General features: G+C 64.8%; 20 protein-coding genes. 12 read left to right on the forward strand and 8 right to left on the reverse strand.

Annotated elements, in window-relative coordinates:
* Positions 1–9: 9 nt before the first annotated feature.
* Positions 10–2265 carry a TonB-dependent receptor gene (locus tag AB5I39_RS10615; protein WP_404366314.1) on the reverse strand — a complete coding sequence of 752 codons (2256 nt, stop codon included), beginning with the start codon at positions 2263–2265 and terminating at the stop codon, positions 10–12.
* A 606-nt stretch (positions 2266–2871) separates the two neighbouring features.
* Here AB5I39_RS10615 and AB5I39_RS10620 point away from each other — a divergent pair.
* The 6 genes from AB5I39_RS10620 (at position 2872) to AB5I39_RS10645 (ending at position 10619) form a co-directional block, all read left to right on the forward strand.
* The gene (locus tag AB5I39_RS10620) at positions 2872–4458 is read left to right on the forward strand and encodes an MFS transporter (protein WP_404366317.1); all 1587 of its coding nucleotides are present in this window, start codon (positions 2872–2874) and stop codon (positions 4456–4458) included.
* A complete protein-coding gene (locus AB5I39_RS10625) occupies positions 4455–5645 on the forward strand; it encodes an HlyD family secretion protein (protein ID WP_404366320.1) in 1191 nt (396 codons plus the stop codon). The genes AB5I39_RS10620 and AB5I39_RS10625 overlap by 4 nt, the downstream gene beginning before the upstream one ends.
* Positions 5642–7021 (forward strand): efflux transporter outer membrane subunit, encoded by a 1380-nt coding sequence (locus AB5I39_RS10630; protein WP_404366323.1) that lies wholly within the window; start codon positions 5642–5644, stop codon positions 7019–7021. Before AB5I39_RS10625 ends, AB5I39_RS10630 begins: the two co-directional genes overlap by 4 nt.
* Before the next feature lie 39 nt (positions 7022–7060).
* Positions 7061–8512: a helicase HerA domain-containing protein gene (locus tag AB5I39_RS10635; RefSeq protein WP_404366325.1), complete on the forward strand. Its 1452-nt coding sequence runs from the start codon at positions 7061–7063 to the stop codon at positions 8510–8512.
* Between the two features lie 75 nt (positions 8513–8587).
* Positions 8588–9337 (forward strand): hypothetical protein, encoded by a 750-nt coding sequence (locus tag AB5I39_RS10640; protein WP_404366327.1) that lies wholly within the window; start codon positions 8588–8590, stop codon positions 9335–9337.
* Positions 9338–9605: 268 nt separating this feature from the next.
* Positions 9606–10619 (forward strand): serine aminopeptidase domain-containing protein, encoded by a 1014-nt coding sequence (locus tag AB5I39_RS10645; protein ID WP_404366330.1) that lies wholly within the window; start codon positions 9606–9608, stop codon positions 10617–10619.
* 119 nt (positions 10620–10738) lie between these two features.
* On the opposite strand, the gene AB5I39_RS10650 is transcribed toward AB5I39_RS10645, so the two are convergent.
* The 3 genes from AB5I39_RS10650 to AB5I39_RS10660 are packed head-to-tail and all read right to left on the reverse strand — an operon-like array spanning position 10739 to position 13184.
* A complete protein-coding gene (locus tag AB5I39_RS10650; protein ID WP_404366333.1) occupies positions 10739–11167 on the reverse strand; it encodes an acyl-CoA thioesterase in 429 nt (142 codons plus the stop codon).
* A complete protein-coding gene (locus AB5I39_RS10655; protein WP_404366336.1) occupies positions 11167–11949 on the reverse strand; it encodes a sulfite exporter TauE/SafE family protein in 783 nt (260 codons plus the stop codon). Before AB5I39_RS10655 ends, AB5I39_RS10650 begins: the two co-directional genes overlap by 1 nt.
* 26 nt (positions 11950–11975) lie before the next feature.
* Positions 11976–13184 (reverse strand): LL-diaminopimelate aminotransferase, encoded by a 1209-nt coding sequence (locus AB5I39_RS10660; protein WP_404366339.1) that lies wholly within the window; start codon positions 13182–13184, stop codon positions 11976–11978.
* 96 nt (positions 13185–13280) lie between these two features.
* On the opposite strand from AB5I39_RS10660, the gene AB5I39_RS10665 reads away from it, so the two are divergent.
* The 3 genes from AB5I39_RS10665 to clpS all read left to right on the forward strand — a co-directional run bounded on the left by AB5I39_RS10665 (position 13281) and on the right by clpS (position 16356).
* The gene (locus AB5I39_RS10665; protein WP_404366342.1) at positions 13281–15014 is read left to right on the forward strand and encodes a PHA/PHB synthase family protein; all 1734 of its coding nucleotides are present in this window, start codon (positions 13281–13283) and stop codon (positions 15012–15014) included.
* 121 nt (positions 15015–15135) lie between these two features.
* Positions 15136–15861 carry a phasin family protein gene (locus AB5I39_RS10670; RefSeq protein WP_404366345.1) on the forward strand — a complete coding sequence of 242 codons (726 nt, stop codon included), beginning with the start codon at positions 15136–15138 and terminating at the stop codon, positions 15859–15861.
* 159 nt (positions 15862–16020) lie between these two features.
* Positions 16021–16356 carry an ATP-dependent Clp protease adapter ClpS gene (gene clpS / locus AB5I39_RS10675; RefSeq protein ID WP_404374113.1) on the forward strand — a complete coding sequence of 112 codons (336 nt, stop codon included), beginning with the start codon at positions 16021–16023 and terminating at the stop codon, positions 16354–16356.
* A 39-nt stretch (positions 16357–16395) separates the two neighbouring features.
* On the opposite strand, the gene AB5I39_RS10680 is transcribed toward clpS, so the two are convergent.
* On the reverse strand, positions 16396–17094 hold the full coding sequence (locus tag AB5I39_RS10680; protein WP_404366348.1) for a Crp/Fnr family transcriptional regulator: 699 nt from the start codon (positions 17092–17094) through the stop codon (positions 16396–16398).
* Positions 17095–17280: 186 nt separating this feature from the next.
* Here AB5I39_RS10680 and murA point away from each other — a divergent pair, with 186 nt between their 5' ends.
* Positions 17281–18564 carry a UDP-N-acetylglucosamine 1-carboxyvinyltransferase gene (murA, locus tag AB5I39_RS10685; RefSeq protein ID WP_404366351.1) on the forward strand — a complete coding sequence of 428 codons (1284 nt, stop codon included), beginning with the start codon at positions 17281–17283 and terminating at the stop codon, positions 18562–18564.
* A gap of 144 nt (positions 18565–18708) precedes the next feature.
* Here murA and AB5I39_RS10690 read toward each other — a convergent pair whose 3' ends face one another.
* Positions 18709–19734, reverse strand: a complete 1026-nt coding sequence (locus AB5I39_RS10690) for an adenosine deaminase (RefSeq protein ID WP_404366354.1) — start codon at positions 19732–19734, stop codon at positions 18709–18711.
* A 110-nt stretch (positions 19735–19844) separates the two neighbouring features.
* Here AB5I39_RS10690 and AB5I39_RS10695 point away from each other — a divergent pair, with 110 nt between their 5' ends.
* A complete protein-coding gene (locus AB5I39_RS10695) occupies positions 19845–21398 on the forward strand; it encodes a DUF6311 domain-containing protein (RefSeq protein ID WP_404366357.1) in 1554 nt (517 codons plus the stop codon).
* 21 nt (positions 21399–21419) lie between these two features.
* Here the strand turns inward: AB5I39_RS10695 and AB5I39_RS10700 are convergent, their stop codons facing one another.
* The gene (locus AB5I39_RS10700; protein WP_404366360.1) at positions 21420–22274 is read right to left on the reverse strand and encodes an SDR family oxidoreductase; all 855 of its coding nucleotides are present in this window, start codon (positions 22272–22274) and stop codon (positions 21420–21422) included.
* 89 nt (positions 22275–22363) lie between these two features.
* Here AB5I39_RS10700 and AB5I39_RS10705 point away from each other — a divergent pair, with 89 nt between their 5' ends.
* Positions 22364–22750 carry a winged helix-turn-helix transcriptional regulator gene (locus AB5I39_RS10705; RefSeq protein ID WP_404366363.1) on the forward strand — a complete coding sequence of 129 codons (387 nt, stop codon included), beginning with the start codon at positions 22364–22366 and terminating at the stop codon, positions 22748–22750.
* 37 nt (positions 22751–22787) lie between these two features.
* Here AB5I39_RS10705 and AB5I39_RS10710 read toward each other — a convergent pair whose 3' ends face one another.
* The gene (locus tag AB5I39_RS10710; protein WP_404366365.1) at positions 22788–24059 is read right to left on the reverse strand and encodes a diguanylate cyclase; all 1272 of its coding nucleotides are present in this window, start codon (positions 24057–24059) and stop codon (positions 22788–22790) included.
* Positions 24060–24176: the final 117 nt, after the last annotated feature.

The following is a 24176-nucleotide window of genomic DNA, read 5'->3' on the forward strand; positions in this document are numbered from 1 at the left end:
TCCTAGCGGTCAGAAGTTGAAGCTCAGCGTCGCACCATAAGTGCGCGGGGGCAGCACCGATCCGACGCGCGGATATTGATAGGTCGCCGCCGCAATGATGTTGTTGGCGATGACGAATTGATCGCCGATGTTCTTCACCCACGCCCCCAACGACCAGCGATCACGCGCGGCGTGATAGGTCAGGCCCATGTTGGCCATGAAATAGGCACCCTGCTCGGCATCGCGATTGTTGAATTCGCTGAAATAGACCTTGGACTGCCATTTCCCGTCGCCGTTCAGCGTCACCTTGCCCGTGCCGACCGGCACGTCCCAATTGAACCCGCCGCCGAGCGAGAAGCGTGGCGCGTTGGGAAGGCGGTTGCCGCTCAGGTCCACCAGGCCGGGCTGGCCCGGGCACGCGGGATAGGAAATACCCGGCCGCGCCGGGAAGGCCGCGCCGTAATAGGCGTTGCAGAATTTCGTGAACTTGGCGTTGAGGTAAGATGCGTTGGCATTGACCGACAGGCCACCGCCGACGCGCGCCTCCAGCTCCAACTCGCCGCCATAGTTGCGTGCGGTCGCCGCGTTGATCGTCTGCACGATGCTGTTCGCGTTGACGAAGCTGACCTGCAGGTTCTTGTAATCGTAGTAGAAAATCGCGCCGCTTAGCCGAACGCGGTTGTTCCAGAAGCGCTGCTTGAAGCCCGCTTCATAGCTCCACACGGTCTCCGGATCGATCGCCGGATCGGTGCTGCCGACGTTGATCACGCCCGATTTGAAGCCCTTCGTGACGCTCGCATAGAGCATCGAGGTCGAGCTCGGATGGTATTCGACCAGCGCCTTGGGCGTGACCGAAGACCAGCCCTTCGCAACATTGGTAGGAATGTTGAGGCCGATCGCGTCGAAGCGGAAATAGCCGTTGCCGCTGCGATGTTCGTAATTGTAGCGCGCGCCGAGCGTCAGCTTCACCGCCGGGCTGAACTCGTAGCTACCCTGCAGGTACACGCCGACCGCGTCGATCTTGACGGTGCCGTTCTGCTCGTACGCTCCATTGTCGAACGTGTTCGCGGGCAGGCCGAACAGCACGCCGAGATTGGTGGTCGGCACCAGCACCTGGCCGGTGAGATTCTCGTGCAGATACATCGCGCCGCCGAGCAGCGAGAAGGCACCGCTCTGGTAATTGACGGTCACTTCCTGGCTGATCGAGCGGCTCTTCTCGACGTAATTGTTCTGGCCCGCCAGATTGACCTGCGAGGAATTGAGATCGTCGCGCTGGAAACGGTCGAAGCTGCGGTAAGCGGTGATCGTCTTGACCGTCGCCGCGCCGAGGTCGAAATCGAGGGTTCCGGTCGCGCCATAGCCCTTGCGCCGGTTGATCGCCTCCTGGTCGGAATAGATGTTGCGCAGGTTCGGCGTCTGGCCGCGCGCCTGATAATAGCCGATCACCGTCTGCCCGCCGAGCAGAACGTGCGGGAGCTGGTTCTCCGGGACCACCGAGGGCCCGAAATAGTGGAACGCGTAATTGTGGTCGTCTTCGTTGAAATGATCGAGGACGATCGTCGCCTTAACCGACGGGCTGATCTTGCCGATGATCGTGCCGCGCAAGGAATAGGCGTCGCGATCGTCGACCGCACCGCCAGTGAACAGGTTCGTGCCGTAACCGCCGCGCTTTTCATATTTGCCGGCCACGCGGACCAGCAATTTGTCGTCCCCCGTCAGGCTGCCGCCGATCGCGCCTTCGAGGATCTTCGCGTCATAATTGCCATAGGTCGCGCGGAAGAACCCACCGAGTTCTTCCTTCGGGCGCGCGGTGACGAGGTTGATCGCGCCAGCGGTTGCGCCACGGCCGTAGAGGATCGATTGCGGGCCGCGCAGGACTTCGATCTGCTCGAGATCGAAGAAGCCGCTCAATTGCTGGGCCGGGCGCGGCAGGATCGCGCCATTCTGCAGGAAGGCGACCGCGCCTTCGCCGCCGACATCGAAATTGTTGAGGCCGACACCGCGAATGAAGGTGCGGTTGACGCCGAACTGGTCGCCGATCGACACGTTGGGGACGACGACCTGAATGTCCGAGATGTTGGAGACGCCGCCCGGGCCGATGTCGGCGGTGGACAGCGCGGTGACGGCGGCCGCGACGCGGCTGAGCGAGGTGTTCTCGCGCGTCGCAGTGACGACGATGTCCTTCAGTGAATCCGGATCGCTATTCTGTGCGGTATCGGCGGTTTGTGAGGCGGCGGGGGGCGAGGTGGCGGGGCCGCTCTGTGCGTAGGCCAGGCTTGGCACCATCAGCATGGCCACAGACGCATATCGCACCAGGCTCAAGCGGTTCACCATCATCAATCCCCTCAACTGACCACGCTTTTGCGCATGGAATCTCGTGTTACCCGTCGGTATATCTGGCTTTACGACGGTATTCAAGAGGGGTGGGCACTTGCCCACCCAGGCGACATGCTGATTCACAGGAGCGGTGTGAGAGAAAGCGTCGCAAATTATGTTGGTTCTGTATCTGAGAGGCGAAGGAGCCGGAGACGCAAATGAGTGACAATCCGAAAAACCAAAAAGGTTATTTCTATTCGTTTTATCGGTCAGCGCGTGGTCGTAAAACGATTTGAGATCAGTCGCTTAAGAGAAGTCGTCTAACGCCGCCCACCGCGGCACAAACGAATCTGAAGGTCTAAAGATAAACTGGAAAGCCATTTCCGGAGGTGGCTGCCGCGAAAATGGCCTATCGCGAAATCACTGCACTGCGTTGCAACAAATGCGGGCCACGGACATTGTTACGCTACCGATAAGAAAAGGGTGTCCCGCATTTCCGCTTCTGCGCCTCCGCACGAATTTCTACCGCATGAGCGTCCGTTCATGCCGGGATCGCCTGCGACTCCGGCGCATCCAATGCGGCGACGGGTCGGGTATTTCGCGATCGGCGTGCTGCTCGCCATCGCTGGCGGGTTTCTCAACGGCCTGCTGCTCGCCAATTTGCCGCAGATTCAGGGCGCGCTTGGATTGACGCCGGCCGAGGGCGGTTGGCTGACCGCGGCCTATTCGATGACCAACGTCTGCATGAGCCTTTTGCTGATCAAGTTTCGCCAGCAATTCGGGATCCAACGTTTTACTCGCGCCACACTTGCGGGGTTCCTGGCGCTCAATCTCGCGCAATTGTTCGTCCATAGCTATGCTTTCGAACTCGTCCTGCGCGCAGCGAGCGGGATCGTAGCGAGCGGCCTTTCGACGCTGGCGCTGTTCTACATCATGCAGGCGATGCCCCCCGCCAAGCGCCTCGGCGGGTTCGTGCTCGGCGTTGGTTTTGGTCAGATCGCCACCCCGCTCGCGCGCGTGGTCTCGCCGTTTCTGTTGGGACAGGGAGAGATCGAAAATCTGTTTATTTTCGAGCTTGGGCTGACGCTCGCCTGCCTCGGCAGCGTCGCGTTGCTACGCCTGCCGCCGAGCGAGCGCACCGATGCGTTCGAACCGCTGGATTTTCTCACCTTCGCGCTTTTCGCGCCGGGCATGGCCTTGCTCTGCGCGGTGCTGGTGGAGGGGCGGATCATCTGGTGGAGCGCGCCGTGGATCGGCTGGGCGCTGGCCGGCGCGACGGTCCTTGTCACCGCCGCCCTGCTCGTCGAGCGCAATCGCGCCAACCCCCTGCTCAATACGCGCTGGATCGGCAGCCGCGACGTGCTGCGCTTTGCCCTGGTCGCGGCGGCAATGCGAATCCTGCTTTCTGAGCAGAGTTTCGGCGTGCTCGGCCTGTTCACGGTGGTCGGCATGTCGAACGATCAACTGGTCGGCTATTATGCGCTGCTAACGCTCGCCTCGGTCGCGGGGCTGGCACTCAGCATCGCGCTGCTCAACCCGCTCGACCTGATCCGCCCGGTGATGTTCGCGACCGCGTTGATCGTGGTCGGCGCGCTGATCGATGCGCATGCCAACAATCTTACCCGTCCGGCCAATCTCTATTTCAGCCAGGCGCTGATCGCCTTTGCCGCAATCTATTTCCTGGGGCCAACGCTGATGATCGGGCTAGTCCGCGCCTTGTCGAAGGGGCCGAGCCATATCGTCAGCTTCTCCGCGGTCTTTTCGATTTCGCAGACTTTGGGCGGGCTTGGTGGCGCGGCGTTCCTCGGCAGTTTCCAGATCCTGCGCGAGAAATTCCATTCCAACGCGCTGTCGCAATCGCTGGTGCTGAGCGACCCGCTGGTCGCGACGCGGGTGCAGCAGCTTGGCGGGGCTTATGCCCGCGCGCTTGGCGATCCGGTCCAGCGCCAGACGCAGGGGATCAATCTGCTCGGCCAGCAAGTCGCGCGCGAGGCGAACATCCTCGCCTTCAACGACGTGTTCCTCTTGATCGCCGCGCTCGCGCTTTTCGTTTTAGTCTGGCTGACGGCGCGGTGGGGCTGGCTCAAATATCGCGGCATCAATCCCCTCGCCGAGGATCAGGCGGCACTCCAGAAAATGATCGCACAAAGGCAAGCAGCATGACCGAAGATGGGCGGCCTGTGTCGCACGATACCGAAGCTGAGGAGGCGACGCGGCGACTCGACGATCCGGTCGAGACGCAGAGCGGACCCGGTGCCGCAACCGCGGCGCCGATGGCCGAAGCCGAGCCCGCGCGCCGCGGCTGGGCACCGCCGCGCGGCGGGCGTGGTGCGACGTTCGGGTTCATCGCGCTGGCCGTGATCGGCGTGCTGCTGATTCTTTACGCATGGCGTTTGCCGCCCTTCACCTCCGCGATCGAATCGACGGATAACGCCTATGTGCGCGGCCAAACGACGATCATCGCGCCGCAAGTGAACGGCTATGTCGCGCAGGTGCTGGTGCAGGATTTCGATACCGTGCGGGCAGGGCAAGTGATCGCGCGGATCGACGACCGCATCTATCGCCAGCGCGTCGACCAGGCGATGGCGGCGCGCGCGGGGCAGATCGCCACGCTGGCCAATGCCGAGCAGAGCCAGCGCTCCAGCGAGGCGACGCTGGGCGGGCAAAATGCCGCCGTACTCAACGCGCGCGCGCAGTTGCAGCGGGCCCAGGCCGACATGCGCCGCGTCGATGATCTGGTGAAGGAAGGCTCGGTTTCTTTGCGCGAACGCGACCAGACGCTTGCCGCGCTGCGTCAGGCTGAGGCCGGCGTGCTGCAGGCGCAGGCGCAGCGCAGCGTCGCTGCCGAACAGGTCCGCACAGTGCAGGTCGGGCGTGGCGGGTTGAAGGCGGCGGTGTCGGGCGGCGATGCGGCGGTGCGGCTGGCGCAGATCGATCTCGCTAACACTGTGATCCGCGCTCCGCAGGACGGGCGGCTGGGCGAGGTGGCGGTGCGGCTGGGGCAATATGTCACCGCCGGCACGCAGTTGACGACGCTGGTGCCGCCCAAGGTCTGGGTCTCGGCCAATTTCAAGGAAGCGCAAACGGCGCTTATCCGGCCGGGGCAACGCGCTACGGTGCGCGTCGATGCGCTGGGCGGGGCGGAACTGCGCGGTACGGTCGAGCGGCTGTCGCCCGCCGCGGGTAGCGAATTCTCGGTGATCCGCCCAGACAATGCGACGGGCAATTTCGTCAAGGTCGCGCAGCGCATCACCGTGCGCATCGCGCTCGATCCGAAGGATCCAAACTATCAGCGTCTGAGCCCCGGCATGTCGGTCGAAGCGCGGGTCGACACGGCGTCGCGGCGATGAGGGCGCGGCAGATCGCAGCGGCTGGCGCGATTGCGCTGGTGCTTGCCGGATGCGTACCGGGCCAGACGCCGCGGCCCGAAGCCGCGAGCGTCGCGCCGCCGGCCGGATGGCGCACGCCGATTACCGGCACCGTGCCGCTGAAGGCACAGTGGTGGCGCGATTTCGGCGACCCGGCGCTCGACGATCTCGTCGCCAGTGCGCTCGCCGGAAACCCCGACATCGCCACTGCCGCCGCGCGAGTGCGGGAGGCGCGGGCGCAGGAAACGCTGGCCCGCGCGCAGCTTTTCCCGACGCTCGATCTCGGCGCAGGCGCGACCTATGGCCGCAGCGTCAGCGCGTTCGGCACGCCGGTGACCAGCGCGGGCGCGCAGCCGGTGTTTCAGGCGTCCTATGAAGTCGATCTGTTCGGGCGGATCGACAAGCAGATCACCGCCGCCGGGTTCGCCACCAGCGCGCTCGATGCGGCGCGCGACACGGCTCGGCTGAGCGTGGCTTCCGCGGTCACGTCGGGCTATCTGACGCTGCTTGGGCTGGACGCGCGGTTGCAGGTGGTGCGCGATACGATCACCTCGCGCGCCGAGGCCCTGCGCATCGCGCGGTCGCGCGCGCGGGTCGGCTATACCTCTCAACTCGAATTGCGTCAGGCGGAGGCAGAGTATCAGGCGACGGTGGCGATCCTGCCACAAGTGCAACTGGCGATCGCGCGACAGGAGAACGCGCTAAGCGTGCTCGCCGGGCGCACGCCGGGGTCGATCGTGCGCGGGAAGACGCTCGACACGCTGACCACGCCCGCGGTGCCGATCGGCCTGCCGTCGGAACTGCTGCGGCGGCGGCCCGACATTGCGCAGGCCGAGCGCACGCTTGCCGCCTCCGACGTGACGATTGCCGCGGCGCGCGCGCAGTTCCTGCCCACGCTGCGCCTGACCGGGACGGGCGGGGCGGCGCTCTCGACGCTGCTCGCCAATCCGATCACGATCTGGTCGGTGGGAACCAGCGTGCTTGCGCCAATCTTTCAGGGTGGAAGACTTCGCGCAAATGTCGATGCGGCCACCGCGCGGCGCGATCAGGCGGCGTTCGGGTATCAGCGGGTGGCGTTGCAGGCATTTCGCGAGACCGACGACGCGCTGGTCGCGATCGACCGGCTGGGTGAGCAGACCCGCGTGCTCGCAGCACAGCGCACGGCGGTCGCGGAAACGCTGCGCCACGCGACCAACCGCTACCGCGCGGGCTATAGCCCCTATCTCGAACAACTCGATGCGCAGCGCGCGCTGCTTTCGGTCGATCTGTCGCGCGTGCAATTGCGCACCGATGCCCTCACCGCGCGGGTCGCGCTGTTCCAGGCGCTCGGCGGCGGGTGGCGGGGCGATCAGCCTTAACGCTTGCCCCCGACGCCCGCGATCGTCCATGCGGGCGCGATGACGTTTCAGGTGGACATGGGTCTCGACGGCGCGGGTCAGTCCGTGCCGATCGATCTGGAGGAATTGCTGGCGACGCGGCTGCTCGTCCAGGGCAATTCCGGTTCGGGAAAGTCGCATCTGTTGCGCCGCTTGCTGGAACGCAGCGCGAATCAAGTGCAGCAGATCATCATCGATCCCGAGGGCGATTTCGTGACGCTGGGCGACGCGTACGGCCACATCGCAATTGCGGCGGCAGATTATTCGATCCCCGAGATTACCAAGTTCGGTGCGCGAATCCGGGAGCACCGCACCTCGGTCGTACTCGATCTGGAAGGGCTGGAGATGGAGGGGCAGATGCGCTGTGCTGCGGCGTTCCTGTCCGCCTTGTTCGATGCCCCGCGCGAACATTGGTTCCCCGCGCTGGTCGTGGTGGACGAGGCACAGGTCTTCGCCCCGTCGCAGGGGGCAGAGGTGACCGAGGAGGTGCGGCGCGCGTCTTTGGGCGCGATGACCAACCTGATGTGCCGCGGGCGGAAACGCGGGCTGGCCGGGATCATCGCGACGCAGCGCCTTGCCAAGCTCGCCAAGAACGTCGCCGCCGAGGCGTCCAATTTCCTGATGGGCCGCACCTTCCTTGACATCGACATGGCGCGCGCGGCCGATCTGTTGGGCATGGAGCGGCGGCAGGCGGAGCAAATCCGCGACCTCGCGCGCGGCACCTTCCTCGCGCTCGGGCCGGCCGTATCGCGGCGGCCGGTGGCGATCCGCATCGGCCCGGTCGAGACGGGCTCGCGCGGCGGCGGCCCCGCGCTCACCCCCTTGCCGCAGCAGCCGGCGGGCGAAATGCGGCAATTCCTGTTCGCAGAAATGGAGGAGCCGGTGCGGCCCCCGCCACCGCCGCCGCGCCCACCCCGCGCGGAACAGGTGCTCGACCGGATCGAACTGGTGGCGGCACCCGAACGCGCCCCCGCCGAGCCACGTTACGACGCCGCGCAACTGGCGCAGATCATCGGCGACGTGCTCCACGCGATCGTCGCCGATCCCGATGCAGCATCGCGCCCCGCCTCGATGCTGTACCAGGATTTTCAGGTACGCTGCCGCATGGTGGGGGTGAGCCCAGCGCCGCTCGATCCTTCGGCGTTCTCGCGGCGGCTGGCGGCGGCGCGTGCCGGGATTTTCGACGGCCTCGACGACGAATGGGCCGAGGTGATCGCAGTGGCGGACGAGTTGCCCGACGAGATGCTCGGCTGCTTCCTGCTCGTCGCCCGCGCCGCGCGCGAAGGCGCGCCGTGCCCGACCGACGAGGACCTTGCGCGCACCTATGGCACCTCGTCGCTTGGCCGTGCGCGGCGCGTGCTGGGATATATCGAGGGCAAGGGGTTGCTCGTCACGCGGATCGATCTGGCGGGGAAGCGCTCGGTCACCGTGCCCGCTTTGGGATGGACGACGGCGTCGGCCGACGCGGGGTAACGTGAACAAAAGGTCACGAACGCTTCACGCGCGCGCTGTTGCGGTGCGGCACGGCGCGTCCTAGTCACACGCGTAATGAGCGCCGAGTCCTATAGTTCCGCATCGGACCGGTCGCGGTGGCGCGGCATCCTGTTTGCGCTGGTCATCGAAGGCCTGATCCTGCTGCTGCTGACGACGCTGGGCAGCGGCATCTTCAAGAAGGTCGAGAAGCAGCCGAAGCTGACGACCTTCGATGTCCGTCCGATCGGCCCGCCGATCGCCAAGGAAGCGCAGAAGGCCAAGGTCGCGAGCAAGCAGAAGCAGGTCAAGACCGCCTCCGCCGCACCACCCCCGCCGATCGCGCCGCCGCCATCGCCGCTCAAGGCCCCGCCGACCAAGCTGATCCAGTTGAGCCCGGAGGACTATGCCGCCTCCGACATCGGCAAGATGCAGTCCGCGCAAGGGGAGGGCGCAGGCCAGGACAGCGGGCGCGACAGCGTCGCGGCGTACGGCCCGGGGCAGGGGCCGGGCGGCGGCGCGCTGTACAATGCCGAATGGTATCGCGAACCGCGCGACGCGGAGCTGGCCCCGTACCTCAAGGAATATAGCAAGGGCACGGGCTGGGCGCTGATCGCGTGCAAGACCGCGCCCGATATGCGCGTCGAGAATTGCCGCTCGATCGAGGAATCCCCGCCGGGCGGTGGCCTGGCCCGCGCGCTGCGGCTGGCGGCCTGGCAGTTCCGCGTGCGGCCTCCACGCGTGGGGGGAAGCCGATCATCGGGGCTTGGGTGCGGATCCGGTTTGATTTGGAGGTTGGGTTTACGAAGTGATTGCGTAACGCGGTGACCGCGATTTTTCACCCCTCGACTTTAGGGGATGCCGACCGTCCGCTAGTGGCCGGGAAAGCGGACAGACAGAAACCGCCCCGCGAGCGGACGTTGCCGAAGGATCGAACGCCTGACAAAGCGGATGTGAATTAGCTTACTTTGAACCGAGAAATTCCGGGGAGTGGTCAGTGAGAGGGTTTTGTCGTTTTGCCGCATTTGCGATTGTAGCTGCCACTTCTGGCCCGGCCTTTGCCGAAACGTGCGCACCGGTCCGCGAAGCGGCAAAATTGTCGCTCCCTGATTTTTCGAGCGCCGCGGAACTCGTAATGCCGCCGCAAGGAGTAGCGCAACGCGGAATAGTGGTGCTATTTCCGGGTTCTGACGTCGCCGACATGGACGGAGCGATAGAAGGCGTTAATGGAACGGTCGTTTCCCGCCCGATGCTTCAGGTCGCAAACCGCTTGGCATGCGCGGGAATCGCTTCGTTTCGCTACAATAAGCGCTACGTAACCGGGCCGACTACAGTCGATCGCGCAAAATTTGACACGCTGAATGGTGTCGATTTTGCAGCCGACGGCCGCGCCGCTGTCGCGTTCGTCAAAGCAAGAGCGAACCTGCAAAAACTTCCGCTTGGCCTCGTCGGCTGGAGTGAGGGGACGACGGTGGCAATGGCAGTTTCGGCGTCAGACCCGTCTGTTCGCGCGCTGGTGTTGATGGCACCGGTCGTCGATACCCCAGCTCACGTCGCACAAGCGCAGTATCTGCGGATCGGAAAACCTTATCTCGCGCGCTTTGCCGATTCCGGAGGCCTTGATGCTGACGCCATTGCGCGCGCCGACGCTGGCCCTGGCGGTGATCTCGCCCATATCTTTGTTCGAATGTTTAGGGGTTTTCGGCCAGGCGAGCGTGTAAACCCGCTCCTTGACCGTAATGCCGACGGCCGGATCAGTTTTGAAGAAGCCGATCCTATCATCGCGTCCTGGTATGCCGACGGACCCAATAGCGGTCTCGGAATGTCGTCCACGGCACGCGCGCTCAAGGGCGTTGAGGAAGCGTTCTCCGCAACGACGGCACAGGTGTTGATGCTTCAGGGATTGAACGATTCGATGATCGATCCCAGCGCGGCACAGCACTTTGCTCGCCGACCGGACGTACATTCGCGCGTCAAACTGATAACGTATGCGGGCCTGGGTCATTCGCTCGGATCAGCCACGTCTACGCAAAATGACAAGTTGTTGCCGGTCGCACAGAAGCCTCTCGATGACATGGCGAGATGGCTTGGCGAGGCCCTTTCGCGATAGAACGTCGCTAAAATTAGCCCGATGTGACCGCGCAATCATCAGCCTTGGACGATCGGCAAGCCACCATTTTTAGCTGATGAGCCCGCGCATAAACGGCCGCTCCCTATGGGCTTAACCCCCTAGCCCCCCGGCAAAGCCTCCAGAAACGCCCTTACCTCAGGCGCAATCGGCAGCGCCTTCCCCGTCGGCAGATGCACGTTGACGATGACCATCTCGATCTTCGTATGCACCTCGCCGGTTTCCGCGTGGCACAGCTCGAAGCTTTGCGTCAGGCTCGAATTGCCGATCCGGCCGATCCGGACGAACGCCTCGACCGTGTCACCCAGCACGAAGGGCTTGAGATAGTCGATCTCGGTGTGGCGGACGTGGAATTCGGTGCGCTCCCACGCGCCGCCCAGCGCCGCGGCGATGCCGGTCCAGTCCCAGAATTCGGTGACCGCGACATCGGCATATTCGAGATAGCGCGAGTTGAAGACGACCTTTTGCCCGTCGATTTCGGCATAGCGGACTTTGAACTGGCAGGAAAAAGCGAAACCGGGACGCGCCATCAAAAGAAACCCAATAATTTCACGCCGACCAGTGCCAGCACCACCGCCAGGATCGGGCCCAGCACGCGATCCGATACACGGCTTGCGATCACGCTGCCAACCACGATGCCCGGCACCGATCCGACCAGCAGCGACACCAGCAGCGCGCCGTCGACCGACCCCAGCAGCCAATGCCCGATCCCGCCGAGCAGGGTCAGCGGCACGGCGTGCGCGATGTCCGATCCCACCAAGCGGTTGAGTGGCAGATCCGGGTAGAGGATCAGCAGCGCCGTCATCCCCAGCGCGCCCGCGCCGACCGAGGTCAGCGACACCAGCACGCCGAGCGCGATGCCGAGCAGGACGGTCAATTCGCGCGCCCGCGTGCGCCCGATCTTGCCGAACGCGCGCTTCAGACTGCCGACGATCCGCGCGCGGAACAGCGTGGCAAGCCCCGAGAGGATCAGCGTAACGCCGAGCGCGAGCGAGATCGCGCGCCCGGTATTGGCGGATTGTTCGCCCGCATAGTGCAGCGCGGCCAGCGTGAGCAGCGCGGCCGGCACGCTGCCCAGCGCGAGCCAGCCGACCACGCGCCAATCGACCGTCCCGCGCCAGCCATGCACGGTGGTGCCGACGGTCTTGGTCGCCGAGGCATAGAGCAGGTCTGTGCCGACCGCGGTCGCCGGGTGGAAGCCGAAGGCGAGCACCAGCAGCGGCGTCATCAGCGATCCGCCGCCGACCCCGGTCAACCCGACCATCAGGCCGACGAGGACGCCAGCCAGCGAATAGAGCGGGTTGATCAGCATTGTGGGTTACCCAGCATCAAGGCGGGTCAACCGGCCTTCGTGCTGGGAATGTTGACGCCCATCGATTGGAGATATTTCTTCACGTTGCGCGCCGCCTGGCGCAGCCGCTGTTCGTTTTCGACCATCGCGATGCGCACAAAGCCTTCTCCGTTCTCGCCGTAACCCACTCCTGGCGCAACGGCGACCTGAGCGTGCGTCAGTAATTGTTTGGAGAACTCAAGGCTGCCTAAATGCGCCAGCGCGGGCGGCAGTGGGGCCCAGGCGAACATGCTCGCTTTGGGGGAGGGAATGTCCCATCCGGCGCGGCCGAAGCTCTCGACCAGCACGTCGCGGCGCTTGTGGTAGAGCTGGCGGTTGGTCTCGACGATGTCCTGCGGGCCGTTGAGTGCGGCGCAGGCGGCGGCCTGGATCGGGGTGAAGGCGCCGTAATCAAGATACGACTTCACCCGCGTCATCGCCGCGATCAGCGTCTTGTTGCCCACCGCGAAGCCGATCCGCCAGCCCGCCATCGAATAGGTCTTGCTGAGCGAGGTGAATTCGATCGCCACGTCCTTGGCGCCCGGCACCTGCAGGATCGAAGGCGTCGGATTGCCGTCGTAATAGAGCTCGGAATAAGCAAGGTCGGAGATGATCCAGACCTTGTTCGCGCGCGCCCAGGCGACGAGCCGTTCGTAGAAGGCGAGATCGACCGCCTCCGCCGTCGGGTTGGAGGGATAGTTCACCACCAGCACCGAAGGTCGCGGCACGGTGAAGGCCATCGCCCGCTCGAGCGCTTCGAAATATTTGTCGTCGGGCGTGGTCGGCACCGCGCGGATCGTCGCGCCTGCAATGATGAAGCCGAAGGTGTGGATCGGGTAGCTCGGATTGGGCGCGAGCACCACGTCGCCGGGCGCGGTAATCGCGGTGGCGAGGCTGGCGAGGCCCTCCTTCGATCCCATCGTGACGACGACTTCGCACTCGGGATCGAGCTCGACGCCGAAGCGGCGGCCGTAATAGCTCGCCTGGGCCTTGCGCAGGCCGGGAATGCCCTTGGACTGCGAATAGCCATGCGCATCGGGCTTGCGCGTGACCTCGATCAGTTTCTCGATCACATGCGGCGGGGGCGGCAGATCGGGATTGCCCATGCCGAGATCGATAATGTCCTCACCTGTCGCCCGCGCCGCCGCGCGCATCGCATTCACCTCGGCGATGATGTACGGCGGCAAGCGTTTGATGCGATAGAATTCATCGGACATTTCGAGGATTCCGGTTAGAGAGAGGCGGCACCTTAGGGCATTCGCGCTTGCGTGGGAATGACCGGCAGGGACAGGACGAAGCGAGAGGACCGCGCGATGGCAGATAAGCCGGATACAACCGACTTCGCGACGCCCAGTCTGGCGGATTTGCAGCATTGGACGTGGGTGCTGGGGCGCGCGCAGCAAATGGTGCTGGAGCAGGGGCTGGACCTGGCGGGCAGCGTCGTGCCGCCGATCCCAGGCGTGAGCGATCCCGACACGATCGCCCGCACGCGGGATTTTTGGAGCGACAGCCTCACCCTATGGCAGCGGATGCTCGTCCCTGGCGAGGCGCCGCCGCCCACCGAAACCCCCGAGCAGGCGCGCGACAAGCGCTTCAAGGATCCGCGCTGGCGGGAAAATCCGATCTTCGACTGGATCCGCCAAAGCTATTTTCTGCTGTCCGAACAGATGCTCGCGCAGGTCGAGGCGGTGCAGGGCGTGGACGACAAGCAGCGCGAGCAGATGCGTTTTGCCGCGCGCGGGTTTCTCGACGCGATCAGCCCGTCAAATTTCCCGGCGACCAATCCCGAGGTGATCGACAAGACGATCGAAACAGGTGGCGAGAATCTGCTCAAGGGCCTGCAGAACATGCTCGCCGATCTCGGCAAGGGGCAGTTGACGCATACCGCCGCCGAGGCGTTCGAAGTCGGGCGCAATCTCGCCACGACGCCGGGCAAGGTGGTGCTGCGCACCGATCTGTACGAGCTGATCCAGTACAGCCCGACGACTGAAAGCGTGCTGGCGGTGCCGCTGGTGATCTTCCCGCCGTGGATCAACCGCTTCTACATCCTCGATCTGACACCCGAGAAAAGCTTCATCCGCTGGGCGGTGGCGCAGGGGATCACCGTCTTCATGGTCTCGTGGCGGTCGGCCGATGCCAGCATGAAGGACGTGCTGTGGGACGATTATATCGCCGCGCAGATCGAGGCGATCGATACGGTGCGCGGGCTGCTCGACGTGCCGGCGGTCCACACGATCGGATATTGCGTGGCGGGGACGACGCTGGCCGCGACGCTCGCGATCCTGGCGGCGCGCGGGGAGGCGGACAAGGTCAGGAGCGCGACCTTCTTCACCGCGCAGGTCGATTTCGAGAAAGCGGGCGAGTTGCTGCATTTCGTGTCCGACGAGCAACTCGCGCTGATCAATTCGGTGACGAAGGAGGGGTTCCTCGACGGGCGCTATATGGCGGCGGTGTTCAACCAGCTGCGCGGGCGCGACCTGATCTGGAATTACGTCACCAACAATTATCTGCTGGGCAAGGATTATGCGCCGTTCGACCTGCTGCACTGGAACGGCGACACGACCAATCTGCCTGCCACTTGGCATCGGCGCTATCTGACCGAATTGTACCGCGATAATCTGCTGAGCAAGCCGGGGGCGCTTTCGGCGCTGGGTACGCCGATCGATCTCGGCCGGATCACCACGCCGAGCTACATCCAGGCGGGGCGTGAGGATCATATCGCTCCGGCCGAAAGCGTCTGGGCGTTGACGCGGCTGTTCGCGGGCGACAAGCGCTTCGTGCTCGCGGGGTCCGGTCACATCGCCGGGGTGGTCAATCCGCCCGCGGCGCAAAAATACCAATATTGGCTGAATCCGGACGCGGTCGAAACGCTCGAGGATTTCGTAGCAGGTGCCAGGGAGACCAAGGGCAGCTGGTGGCCAGACTGGATCGACTGGCTGCGCACGCAGGACGCGGCGACGGTGGATGCAGCAGGCGCGCGGTGTCCGGGCGAGGGCGCGCTCAAGGCGGTCTCGGACGCTCCCGGGGACTATGTCCGCGCAAGATAGTGTGTGGGATCAACGAGATGGTTGCATCTGTAATGTTATGTTGCGGTGCACCATTTCTACTTGCAAATCTGCGCTTCTCCTCTATATTGCAGTGCAGCAATAACGCAGGAGCAGGCAGATCATGGCCAGCAAAGGTCCCAAGTCCGACGCCACGACCCCGGCCGCAAAGCCGGTTGTTAAGGCTGCGGCGAAGCCCGTGACGGTCGCCGCCCCGACTTCGCCGGTCGAGGCGACTGCGCCGGTGGTCGAACCGGTTGAGGCTAAGTCTGCCGCCACGGTTGCCGCGCCGAAGCCGGTGCCCGTTGTGCCCAAGGTTACGACCCCGAACGTTACGACCGAAGCGAAAACTCCGGCCCCCGCACCAGCGGTGGCCACCCTCAAGAAGGAAGTCACAACCATGGAAAACACCATCAAGTCCGCCGCCGAGAAGGTTCAGGCCCAGGCCACCACGCTGTTCGGCGATGTCAACGAGCGCGCCAAGACCGCGATGGAAAAGGGTTCGAAAATGTTCGAGGACATGAACGAATTCTCGAAGGGCAATGTCGAGGCGCTGGTCGAATTGTCGAAGATCGCCGCGAAGGGCGCCGAGGAAATCGCCAAGTACACGACCGACTACGTCAAGACCTCGGTCGAGAAGGCCACCGCGACTGCCAAGCAGTTCGCTGGCGTCAAGTCGCCGACCGAATTGTTCGCGCTGCAGAGCGAACATGCCAAGTCGGCAATGGACTCGATGATGGCCGAAACCGCCAAGTTCACCGAGAACTATCTGAAGCTGCTCGGCGACATCGCCCAGCCGATTTCGAACCGCGTTGCGGTTGCGGCCGAGAAGCTGAAGATCGCCGCATAAGCGCATCGCGCCAGCGTTGATTTGCAAGAGGGCGGTCCCGCGAGGGGCTGCCCTTTTCGTATGGCCCCTTTTCATGGAGCAGAGTGCATCACCCCTCTTGCCCTCAGCCCCCGCAATGCCATATTTTGTGCACACATGATCGACAGCAGCACAATCTCGATGGCCGAACGCCGCGACGATGGGACCAGTGACGATGAGGGCACCGGCCTCGGCGTCGCGACCCGGACGCGCGCGAAAACCAAACAGCCGACGCCGTACCGCGTCCTGCTGCTCAACGACGATTACACCCCGATGGAGTTCGTCGTGCTCGTGCTCCAGCGCTTCTTCCGCATGGATATGGAGGCAGCGACTCGGGTGATGCTGCACGTCCATCAAAAGGGCGTCGGCGTGTGCGGCGTGTTCAGCTATGAAGTCGCCGAAACCAAGGTGAGCCAGGTGCTCGATTTCGCGCGGCAGAATCAGCATCCGCTGCAATGCATGTTGGAAAAAGCCTGAGCGACCTGTGCCCCGCCCGACGTGGCGGGCGGCACCAAGTCACCGTCCGGGCGGCAACCACCCCAGATCCAACCCGGCATAGCGATCGACGAAGTTCGCCGCCTGCTCCAGTGCGCGTTCGTCGGTGAAGGTCACACGGCCCGCCTCTCGCGCGATCATTCCCTCATCCTCCAATTGCCGCAGCATCCGGTTGACATGCACCGCGGTCAGCCCGGTGGCATCGCCGATTTCCTCCTGCGTCAGGCCGAGCACGAAGCTGCGGCCGATGCCGGGATCGAGCACGCGCATCCGGTTGCGCAGATCGATCAGGATCGCCGCGACGCGCGCCTTGGCCGAGGTGCGGCCGAGCACGGCAAGGCGATCGGTCAGCGCGGCGCGTTCGATCTGGTTGCACACCATGATCAAGGCCGCCAGCCGGGGATGTTCGGCGATCAATGCCGCAAATGCGGACCGTTCCAGCGGGCAGACGACGCAATCGGTGAGCGCCGAGATGGTTTCGGTCGCCTCGCGATATGCCAGGCTCGACACCGCGATCATGTCTCCGGCGAAGTGAAAGCGCAGGATCTGGCGGCTGCCATCGACCAGCAGCACCGACGACATCATCATGCCGGAACGGAGAATATACATCTCCCCGGCGCGATCATTTTCACGCTGTAACGTGGCACCGCGCGGCATCGCGCGTTTGCGCTCCTCCAGCCGCTCCAGTGCCTGGCGTTCGTTCGGGGTCAGCACGACCATGTCGCCCAGTCGATCGGCGAAACAACTTCCTGACACGCGCGAAACTTCCCCCTTGAAGGTTTCACACAAAGCAGGGCCGCAACGACTCCGCATTAAAGTCGATCAACCGCGCTCCGACAGCGATGAGGCCGGACCGGACCAATCTATCGTGCTTGCGCGGATGTGGCGAGGCGATAAACGAGGTGCATGGATCGTATACTCATTCGCGGCGGCAACCGCCTGTCGGGGCGCTTGCCCATTTCCGGGGCGAAGAACGCGGCGCTCACGCTGATGCCGTGCGCGCTGTTGACCGAGGAACCGGTGACGCTGCGCAACCTGCCGCGCCTGGCGGATGTCGACAGCTTCGGGCATTTGCTCAACCAGCTCGGCTGCTCGACCCGGATCGAGGGCGCGCGGCCAGAGGATTTCGGGCGCGTGATGACGATCCGCGCGGGCAAGCTGACCGCGACCGAAGCACCCTATGACATCGTTCGGAAAATGCGCGCGTCGATCCTGGTGCTGGGGCCGCTGATCGGGCGGGCGGGCGAGGCGACGGTGTCGCTGCCCGGTGGCTGTGCGATCGGCAACCGCCCGATCGATTTGCATCTGAAGGCGCTGGAGGCAATCGGCGCAAGCCTCGAAATGGCGGCGGGGTACGTCAAGGCGACGGCTCCGGGCGGGCGTTTGTCGGGTGGCAAATATACCTTCCCGATCGTGTCGGTCGGTGCCACCGAAAATGTCGTGATGGCCGCCGTGCTGGCCAAGGGCGGCAGTCGGATCGAAAATGCCGCGCGCGAGCCCGAGATCGTCGACCTGTGCAATCTGTTGGTCGCGATGGGTGCGAAGATTTCGGGCATCGGCACCGAAACGCTGGAAATCGAAGGCGTCGACCGGCTGCACGGCGCGACCTATCGCGTGATGCCGGACCGGATCGAGGCGGGCAGCTATGCCTGTGCGGCGGCGATCACCGGCGGATCGGTCGAGCTGGTCGGGGTCAAGGCGTCGGACATGTATGCGACGATCGACGCGCTGCGCGCAGCCGGCGTGACGGTCGAGGAAAAGGGCGAAGATCTGCTGGTCAGCGCCTCCGGCCCGCTCCAGCCGCTGACGCTCTCGACCGCGCCTTATCCGGGCTTCGCGACCGATATGCAGGCGCAATTCATGGCTATGCTGTGCATGGCGCAAGGCGCGAGCGTGCTGACCGAGACGATCTTCGAGAATCGCTACATGCACGTGCCCGAACTCGCGCGGATGGGCGCGAATATCGAGGTGCATGGCCGCACCGCCGTGGTGCGCGGGGTCGAGCGGATGACCGGCGCTCCGGTGATGGCGACCGACCTGCGCGCCTCGATGAGCCTGATCATCGCCGGGCTGGTGGCGGACGGCGAGACGCAGGTGTCGCGCGTCTACCATCTCGATCGTGGTTATGAGCGGCTGGAAGAGAAATTGAGCGCGGTGGGTGCGGATATCGAGCGGGTTGGGGACGGTTAAGGGGCACGTGCTGAGTATCTCGCGCACAAGTCCTTATTAGAATTTTCCGTTCGGACTGAGCCTGTCGAAGCCTACCTCTCCACGTGCGGCGGCTCCAGCCTGTTGAACGGTGCTCTTCGACAGGCTCAGGGCCAACGGGAATTGTTACCCCCGCGCCACATAAGCATCGAGCGCCGCGAGGTGCCCCGCCACCGCGTCATCCGGCAGAAAGCTCCCGAGGAAGCTGTTCCGCGCCAGCGTGACGAGATCGGCGCGGGCAAGCCCGCGTGCCGCCGCGACCGCCCGGTAATTGTCGGCGACATACCCCCCGAAATAAGCCGGATCATCCGAATTGATCGTGGGCCGCAAGCCTTCGCGCAGCATCCGATCGATCGGATGCGCCGCTAGATCGTCCACCACACAGAGCTTCAGGTTCGACAGCGGGCAGACCGTCAGCGTCATTGCGCTGCGCGCCAGTCGTGCGACCAGCGCCGGATCCTCCAGGCTGCGGTTGCCGTGATCGAGCCGGTCGATTTCAAGCAGGTCGAGCGCCTGATGGACATATTCCGGCGGGCCTTCCTCGCCCGCATGGGCGACTGCCTTCAGGCCGAGCGCGCGGGCGGCGGCGAAGACGCGGGCGAACTTCTCGGGCGGATGTCCGAGCTCGGAGGAATTGAGGCCAACCGCCGCGATCCGGTCGAGCCACGGCCGCGCCGCCTCCAGCGTTTCGAACGCATCGGCTTCTTCGAGATGCCGCAGGAAGCTCATGATGAGCCGCGTGGTCATGCCGTGCTTCGTCTCGGCCTTGTCCATTGCCGACAGTAGCCCGGAGATGACGGTGTCGAACGGCACGCCGCGCGCGGTGTGCGTTTGCGGGTCGAACATGATCTCGGCATGGACGACCCCGTCCGCTGCGGCGCGATCGAAATAGGCGGCGGCAAGATCGTGAAAGTCCTGCGTCGTCAGTAGCACCGCCGCGCCCGCATAATAAATGTCGAGGAAATCTTGCAACCGCGAGAATTGATAGGCGGCGCGCACTTCCTCGACGCTGGCATAGGGGATCGCGACTGCGTTGCGTTCGGCCAGCGCGAACATCAGTTCGGGCTCCAGACTGCCTTCGATATGGAGGTGCAACTCGGCCTTGGGCAGGCCAGCGATGAAATCCGCAGGGGCGGTTTGGGGCGTAGACATCCGCTATCCCTACGCCGGGGCGGGTGCGAAGTTTAGCGCAAAAGCGTTCATCCGGCGGTGCGCCGCTATGTTTACGAGACGTAGAGCCGCCTAGATTATAAGCAGCGCGGATGAAACGCCTTCCGGTCCAGATCCTGCTGCTGACTACGGCGGTGCTGCTATACGCGGCGTGGATGCCGCTTGCGACGCTCGACCCGCGTAATGTCGGCTGGCTGCTCGACGGGCACGATCATGGGCAGAGCGCGATCGGGCTTGCCGCCTATCTCGCCGGCAATGGCTGGCCGCCGTTCCACATTGCGCTGTTGTCCGCGCCCGAGGGGACGAGCTTGCTGCTGACCGACAGCATCCCGTTATTGGGGCTGCTGCTCGGGCCGTTCGCTGGGGTGTTGCCGCCGGGGCTGCAATTTGTCGGGCCGTGGCTGTTCGGGTGCCTGGTGCTGCAACTGTTGTTCGCCTGGGCGCTGGTCCGGCCGCACGCGCCGGATGCGCCGACGGCGTGGTTCGGAACGGTGTTGCTGGCGGCGCTGCCGATGCTGTTCAACCGCTATCCACACGCAAGTCTCTGCGCGCAGTGGCTGATCCTGTGGGCGCTGTGGATCTATGTCGAACCGCGCCGGGCCGACCGGCCGTGGTGGTGGCTGGCGGCGTTGGGCGTGGCGGCGCTGGTGCACAGCTATCTGTTGCTGATGGTCGCAAGCGTCTGGGGGGCGTCGCTGCTGCGGCGTCTGGTCGAGCGTCGGCAGGTGCGTCCGCTGATCGAGGCCGCAGGGATCATTGGCGTGGTCACGCTGCTCCTGGCGGCGCAGGGGGTGTTTGGCGGGGGATTCGGCTCGACCCAAACGTACGGGGCGTTCCCGATGGCGCTGGATGCGTGGTGGAACCCGGCCAACCCGACCTACTCAGCCCTGCTGCCCTCGTCGCCGCAGGATCACGGCCGCGGGTTCGAGGGGCTGAACTATCTGGGCGCCGGGATGCTGCTGACGGTCGTGATCGCCATCGCGACGCGGCGGGTGGCGTTGCGCCCGCTGCTATGGCTGGTGCCGGGGTTTGCACTGCTGGCGCTGGTTGCGATCGGGCCGCAGCCGCTCTTCTGGGGGCAGGCTATAACCACGCTGCATTTGCCCTTATGGCTGACCGATGCGCTGGATCCGGTACGCGCGTCGGGCAGGCTGGCGTGGCCGATCACCTATACGATCGCCTATGCCGCGATCGTCAGCGTGATGGCGCTCAGCCGCGCGACGTTGCTGCTGGCGGCAGCGGTCGCCCTGCAGGCGGTCGATCTCACCCCGATGCTCGCGGCGATCCGCGCCACGGCGGCGCGGGCGAACAGCGACGTCGTCTTCGCCCGAACGCCCGATCCGCGCTGGGCGGGGTTGATCGCGCGGGCGAAACAGGTGGATTTCACCCCGGCGGATGCGTTCATCAATCTGCAGGTGATGGAGGAAATCACGTGGCGCGCGGTCGCTGCGCGGCGTCCGGTCGGCTTTACGTACACCTCTCGCACATCGCGGGCGACCAGGGAGCGAGCCGCCGCCGAACGTGCGGCCTTCGAGCGTGGCATAGTCCCGCCGGGGCATCTCGTGATCGTTCAGGACGGTGTATTACCCGCGCCGCTCGCCCCGCGCGCGATCCGCATCGACGGGGTGACGGTCATCGCACCCTGACCGCCGCCCACGCCTGCTGCATCACCCGTTGAGCGCGCTTTGCAGCGTCGTGCGCCACGGCGTGGTCGGGCGGCCGATCAGGTCGCGCAGCGCATGGCCATCGTCGAACAGCGCGTCGGCGGCCGCCTTCGCGTCGCTCTCGGCCAGCATCGCGGCGAGCGGGGCGGGCAGGCCGACCTGCTCGAGCATCGTGCGATAGTCTGCTTCAGGGAGATTCTGATAGGTCACTGTCTTCCCCGACAGATCGCTCAGCGCCGCCGCCAGATCGGTGAGCGTAAAGGCATCATCGCCCGCCAGTTCATAGGTCGCGGGCGTGGCAACCTCCGCCGTCAGCACGGCCACGGCGGCGGCGGCATAATCGGCGCGCGATGCCCCCGAAATCCGACCTGAACCGGCGCTGCCGAACAATGCGCCATGTGCGACCGCGCTAGCGGCCCCTAGCGCATAGTTCTCGGTGTACCAGCCGTTGCGCAGCAGCGCGTGCGGCACGCCGCTTTCGGTAAGCGCCTGTTCGGTCGCGCGATGTTCGATCGCGAGGTCAAGCGGGTTGGTGTCGGCGTGCAGAATGCTGGTATAGGCGATGAAGCCGACGCCTGCCGCCCTCGCGGCATCGATCACCGCGCGGTGCTGTGCTTCGCGCTGACCGACTTCGCTCGACGAGATCAGCAATAGCCGGTCGACCCCGGCTAGCCCGCTGCCAAGCGTTTCGGGCCGATTGTAATCGAATGCCCGCACCGTAATGCCGCGCTCCGCCAGATCCGCGAGCTTGGCCGGATCGCGCACCAGCGCGACGATCGTCGCGGGGGCGACTTTCTCCAATAGCCCCGCGATAATCAGGCGGCCGAGTTGGCCAGAAGCTCCAGTGACGGCAATCATGACAGCACTCCAAACAAAAGCGTTGAGACGCGTCATCTAGGACTCTAACTTACCAAACATAAGTACGCACAAAAAGGTAAGTTATGGAAATGTCCAATCGGAGCGCCACCCCGCTGTCGGATGCGCTGGAGCGCGGCGACGTGCTCAGCCCGCATTGTCCCTCGCGCATCATCCTGAACCATGTCACGAGCAAATGGGGCGTCCTGACGTTGCTCGCTTTGCGGTCGGGCACGCTGCGCTTCAGTGCGCTGCGCCGCAAAGTGAGCGGGGTAAGCGAACGGATGCTGGCGCAGACCTTGCAGCAATTGGAGGGGTGTCGGCTGGTTGATCGGCACAGCCATGCCCAGGTGCCGCCGCGCGTTGAGTATTCGCTCACGCCGCTTGGGCGGGAGGCGGCGGCGCGAGTGGGGGCGCTGGCCGACTGGATCGAGGCGTCGCTGCCGCTGTTGCTGGAGTCCGCGCCGATTGAAGGGTGAGGGATCGGCTAGGTCCGGGCGCGGCAGCCGCTGGGGTTTATTCGGCTGCGATCGGGATCGGAGCCAGGTCACGGCCATGCGCAGCCACCACGCGGTTCCGTCCGCCTTCCTTCGCCTGATACAGGGCGGTGTCGGCAAGACTCAGCAAATCGGCCAAGACGCGTGTGCTGTCCGGGATCGCCGCGACGCCGAACGACGCCGAGATCGTGGTTTCATAGGTGGTGGATAGCGCCTCGATCCGCTCGCGCAGGAGTTCTGCCTTGGAGGTTGCTTCGCTCAGCCCGCATTCGGGCAAGATCACCAGCAGTTCCTCTCCGCCATAGCGGCAGGCGACATCAGACGTGCGCAGCGTGCCCATGATAGCGGCCGCTGCCTCGCGCAGAATTGCGTCCCCCATGGCGTGGCCGAACTCGTCATTCACTTTCTTAAAATGATCGAGATCGATCATGATCGCCGACAGGTGCCCGCCGCTGCGCTCGGCAAGGCCGGCAAAGCGGGTGAGCGCGTCCTCCATGTAACGGCGGTTGTAGAGGCCGGTCAGCGGATCGCGCAGCGCCTGGGTGCGCAGTTTCTCGCGCAGCGCGATATTGGAAACCGCCAGCGACATCGCATCGGCGATCGCCGTCGCAAGCGGCTGCGCCTGCGCAAGCTGCGCGCTTGCATCGGGCAGGTTGGTCGCAATCTTCAACATGCCCTGAATCTCGCCATGCGCCGACATCGGCAGTTCTAGCACGGTCGCGCGTCCGACATGATGTTCGCAGCACAGCGCGCCGCGCACGCCCGCGTTCAGATGGAACTTGCCGCGCTTCAACGCCCAGCATTGCGCTGGCGCGATGACCGGGCGCAACGGGTCATTATCGGGCCAGTGCCACGTCGCGGAAAGCTCCAGCCGGTCGCGCGAATTGTTGAAGACGTACAACGCGCCACCAAAGCCGGGGAGCAGCGATTCGATCGTCGCGCCGAGCACGGCATTGGCATCCCCATAGCCGTTCGCGCTTTGCAGCATCTCGGTCATGCGGAACAGATGGTTGATCTGCTTGCGCTCGGCATGGGCGCGTTCGGCATCCTCGCGCCGTTCGCGCAACGCCCGCAAGGAGTGCGGGGCGCCGAACAGCAACAGTAGCAGCGCGACGATCGCCCCAGCGAATTCCAGGGCTGCAACGACCATGCGAAGGTCGCTATACCCGACATAGGGATGCGTCAGGTGCGCGATGACCATCACCCCAACTGCGCCCGATGCCAGGATCACACGCAGCTGCAATGCCCGCTCGAGCGGGTCATCGTTTCTGCCGATACGATCACGCTTCACAATGCGCGGCCCCTTGTCGCGGCGCAGATCGCCATGGTTCCCCTGGCATTATAGCGCGTAGGGTCGGCCTCCGCGCTTTGCGGGCGGGCTCTCCATCGAATTGCGTAGCCGGGGCGG

Origin of the sequence: Sphingomonas sp. MMS24-J45 (assembly GCF_044881195.1) — a bacterium.
Lineage (GTDB): Bacteria > Pseudomonadota > Alphaproteobacteria > Sphingomonadales > Sphingomonadaceae > Sphingomonas.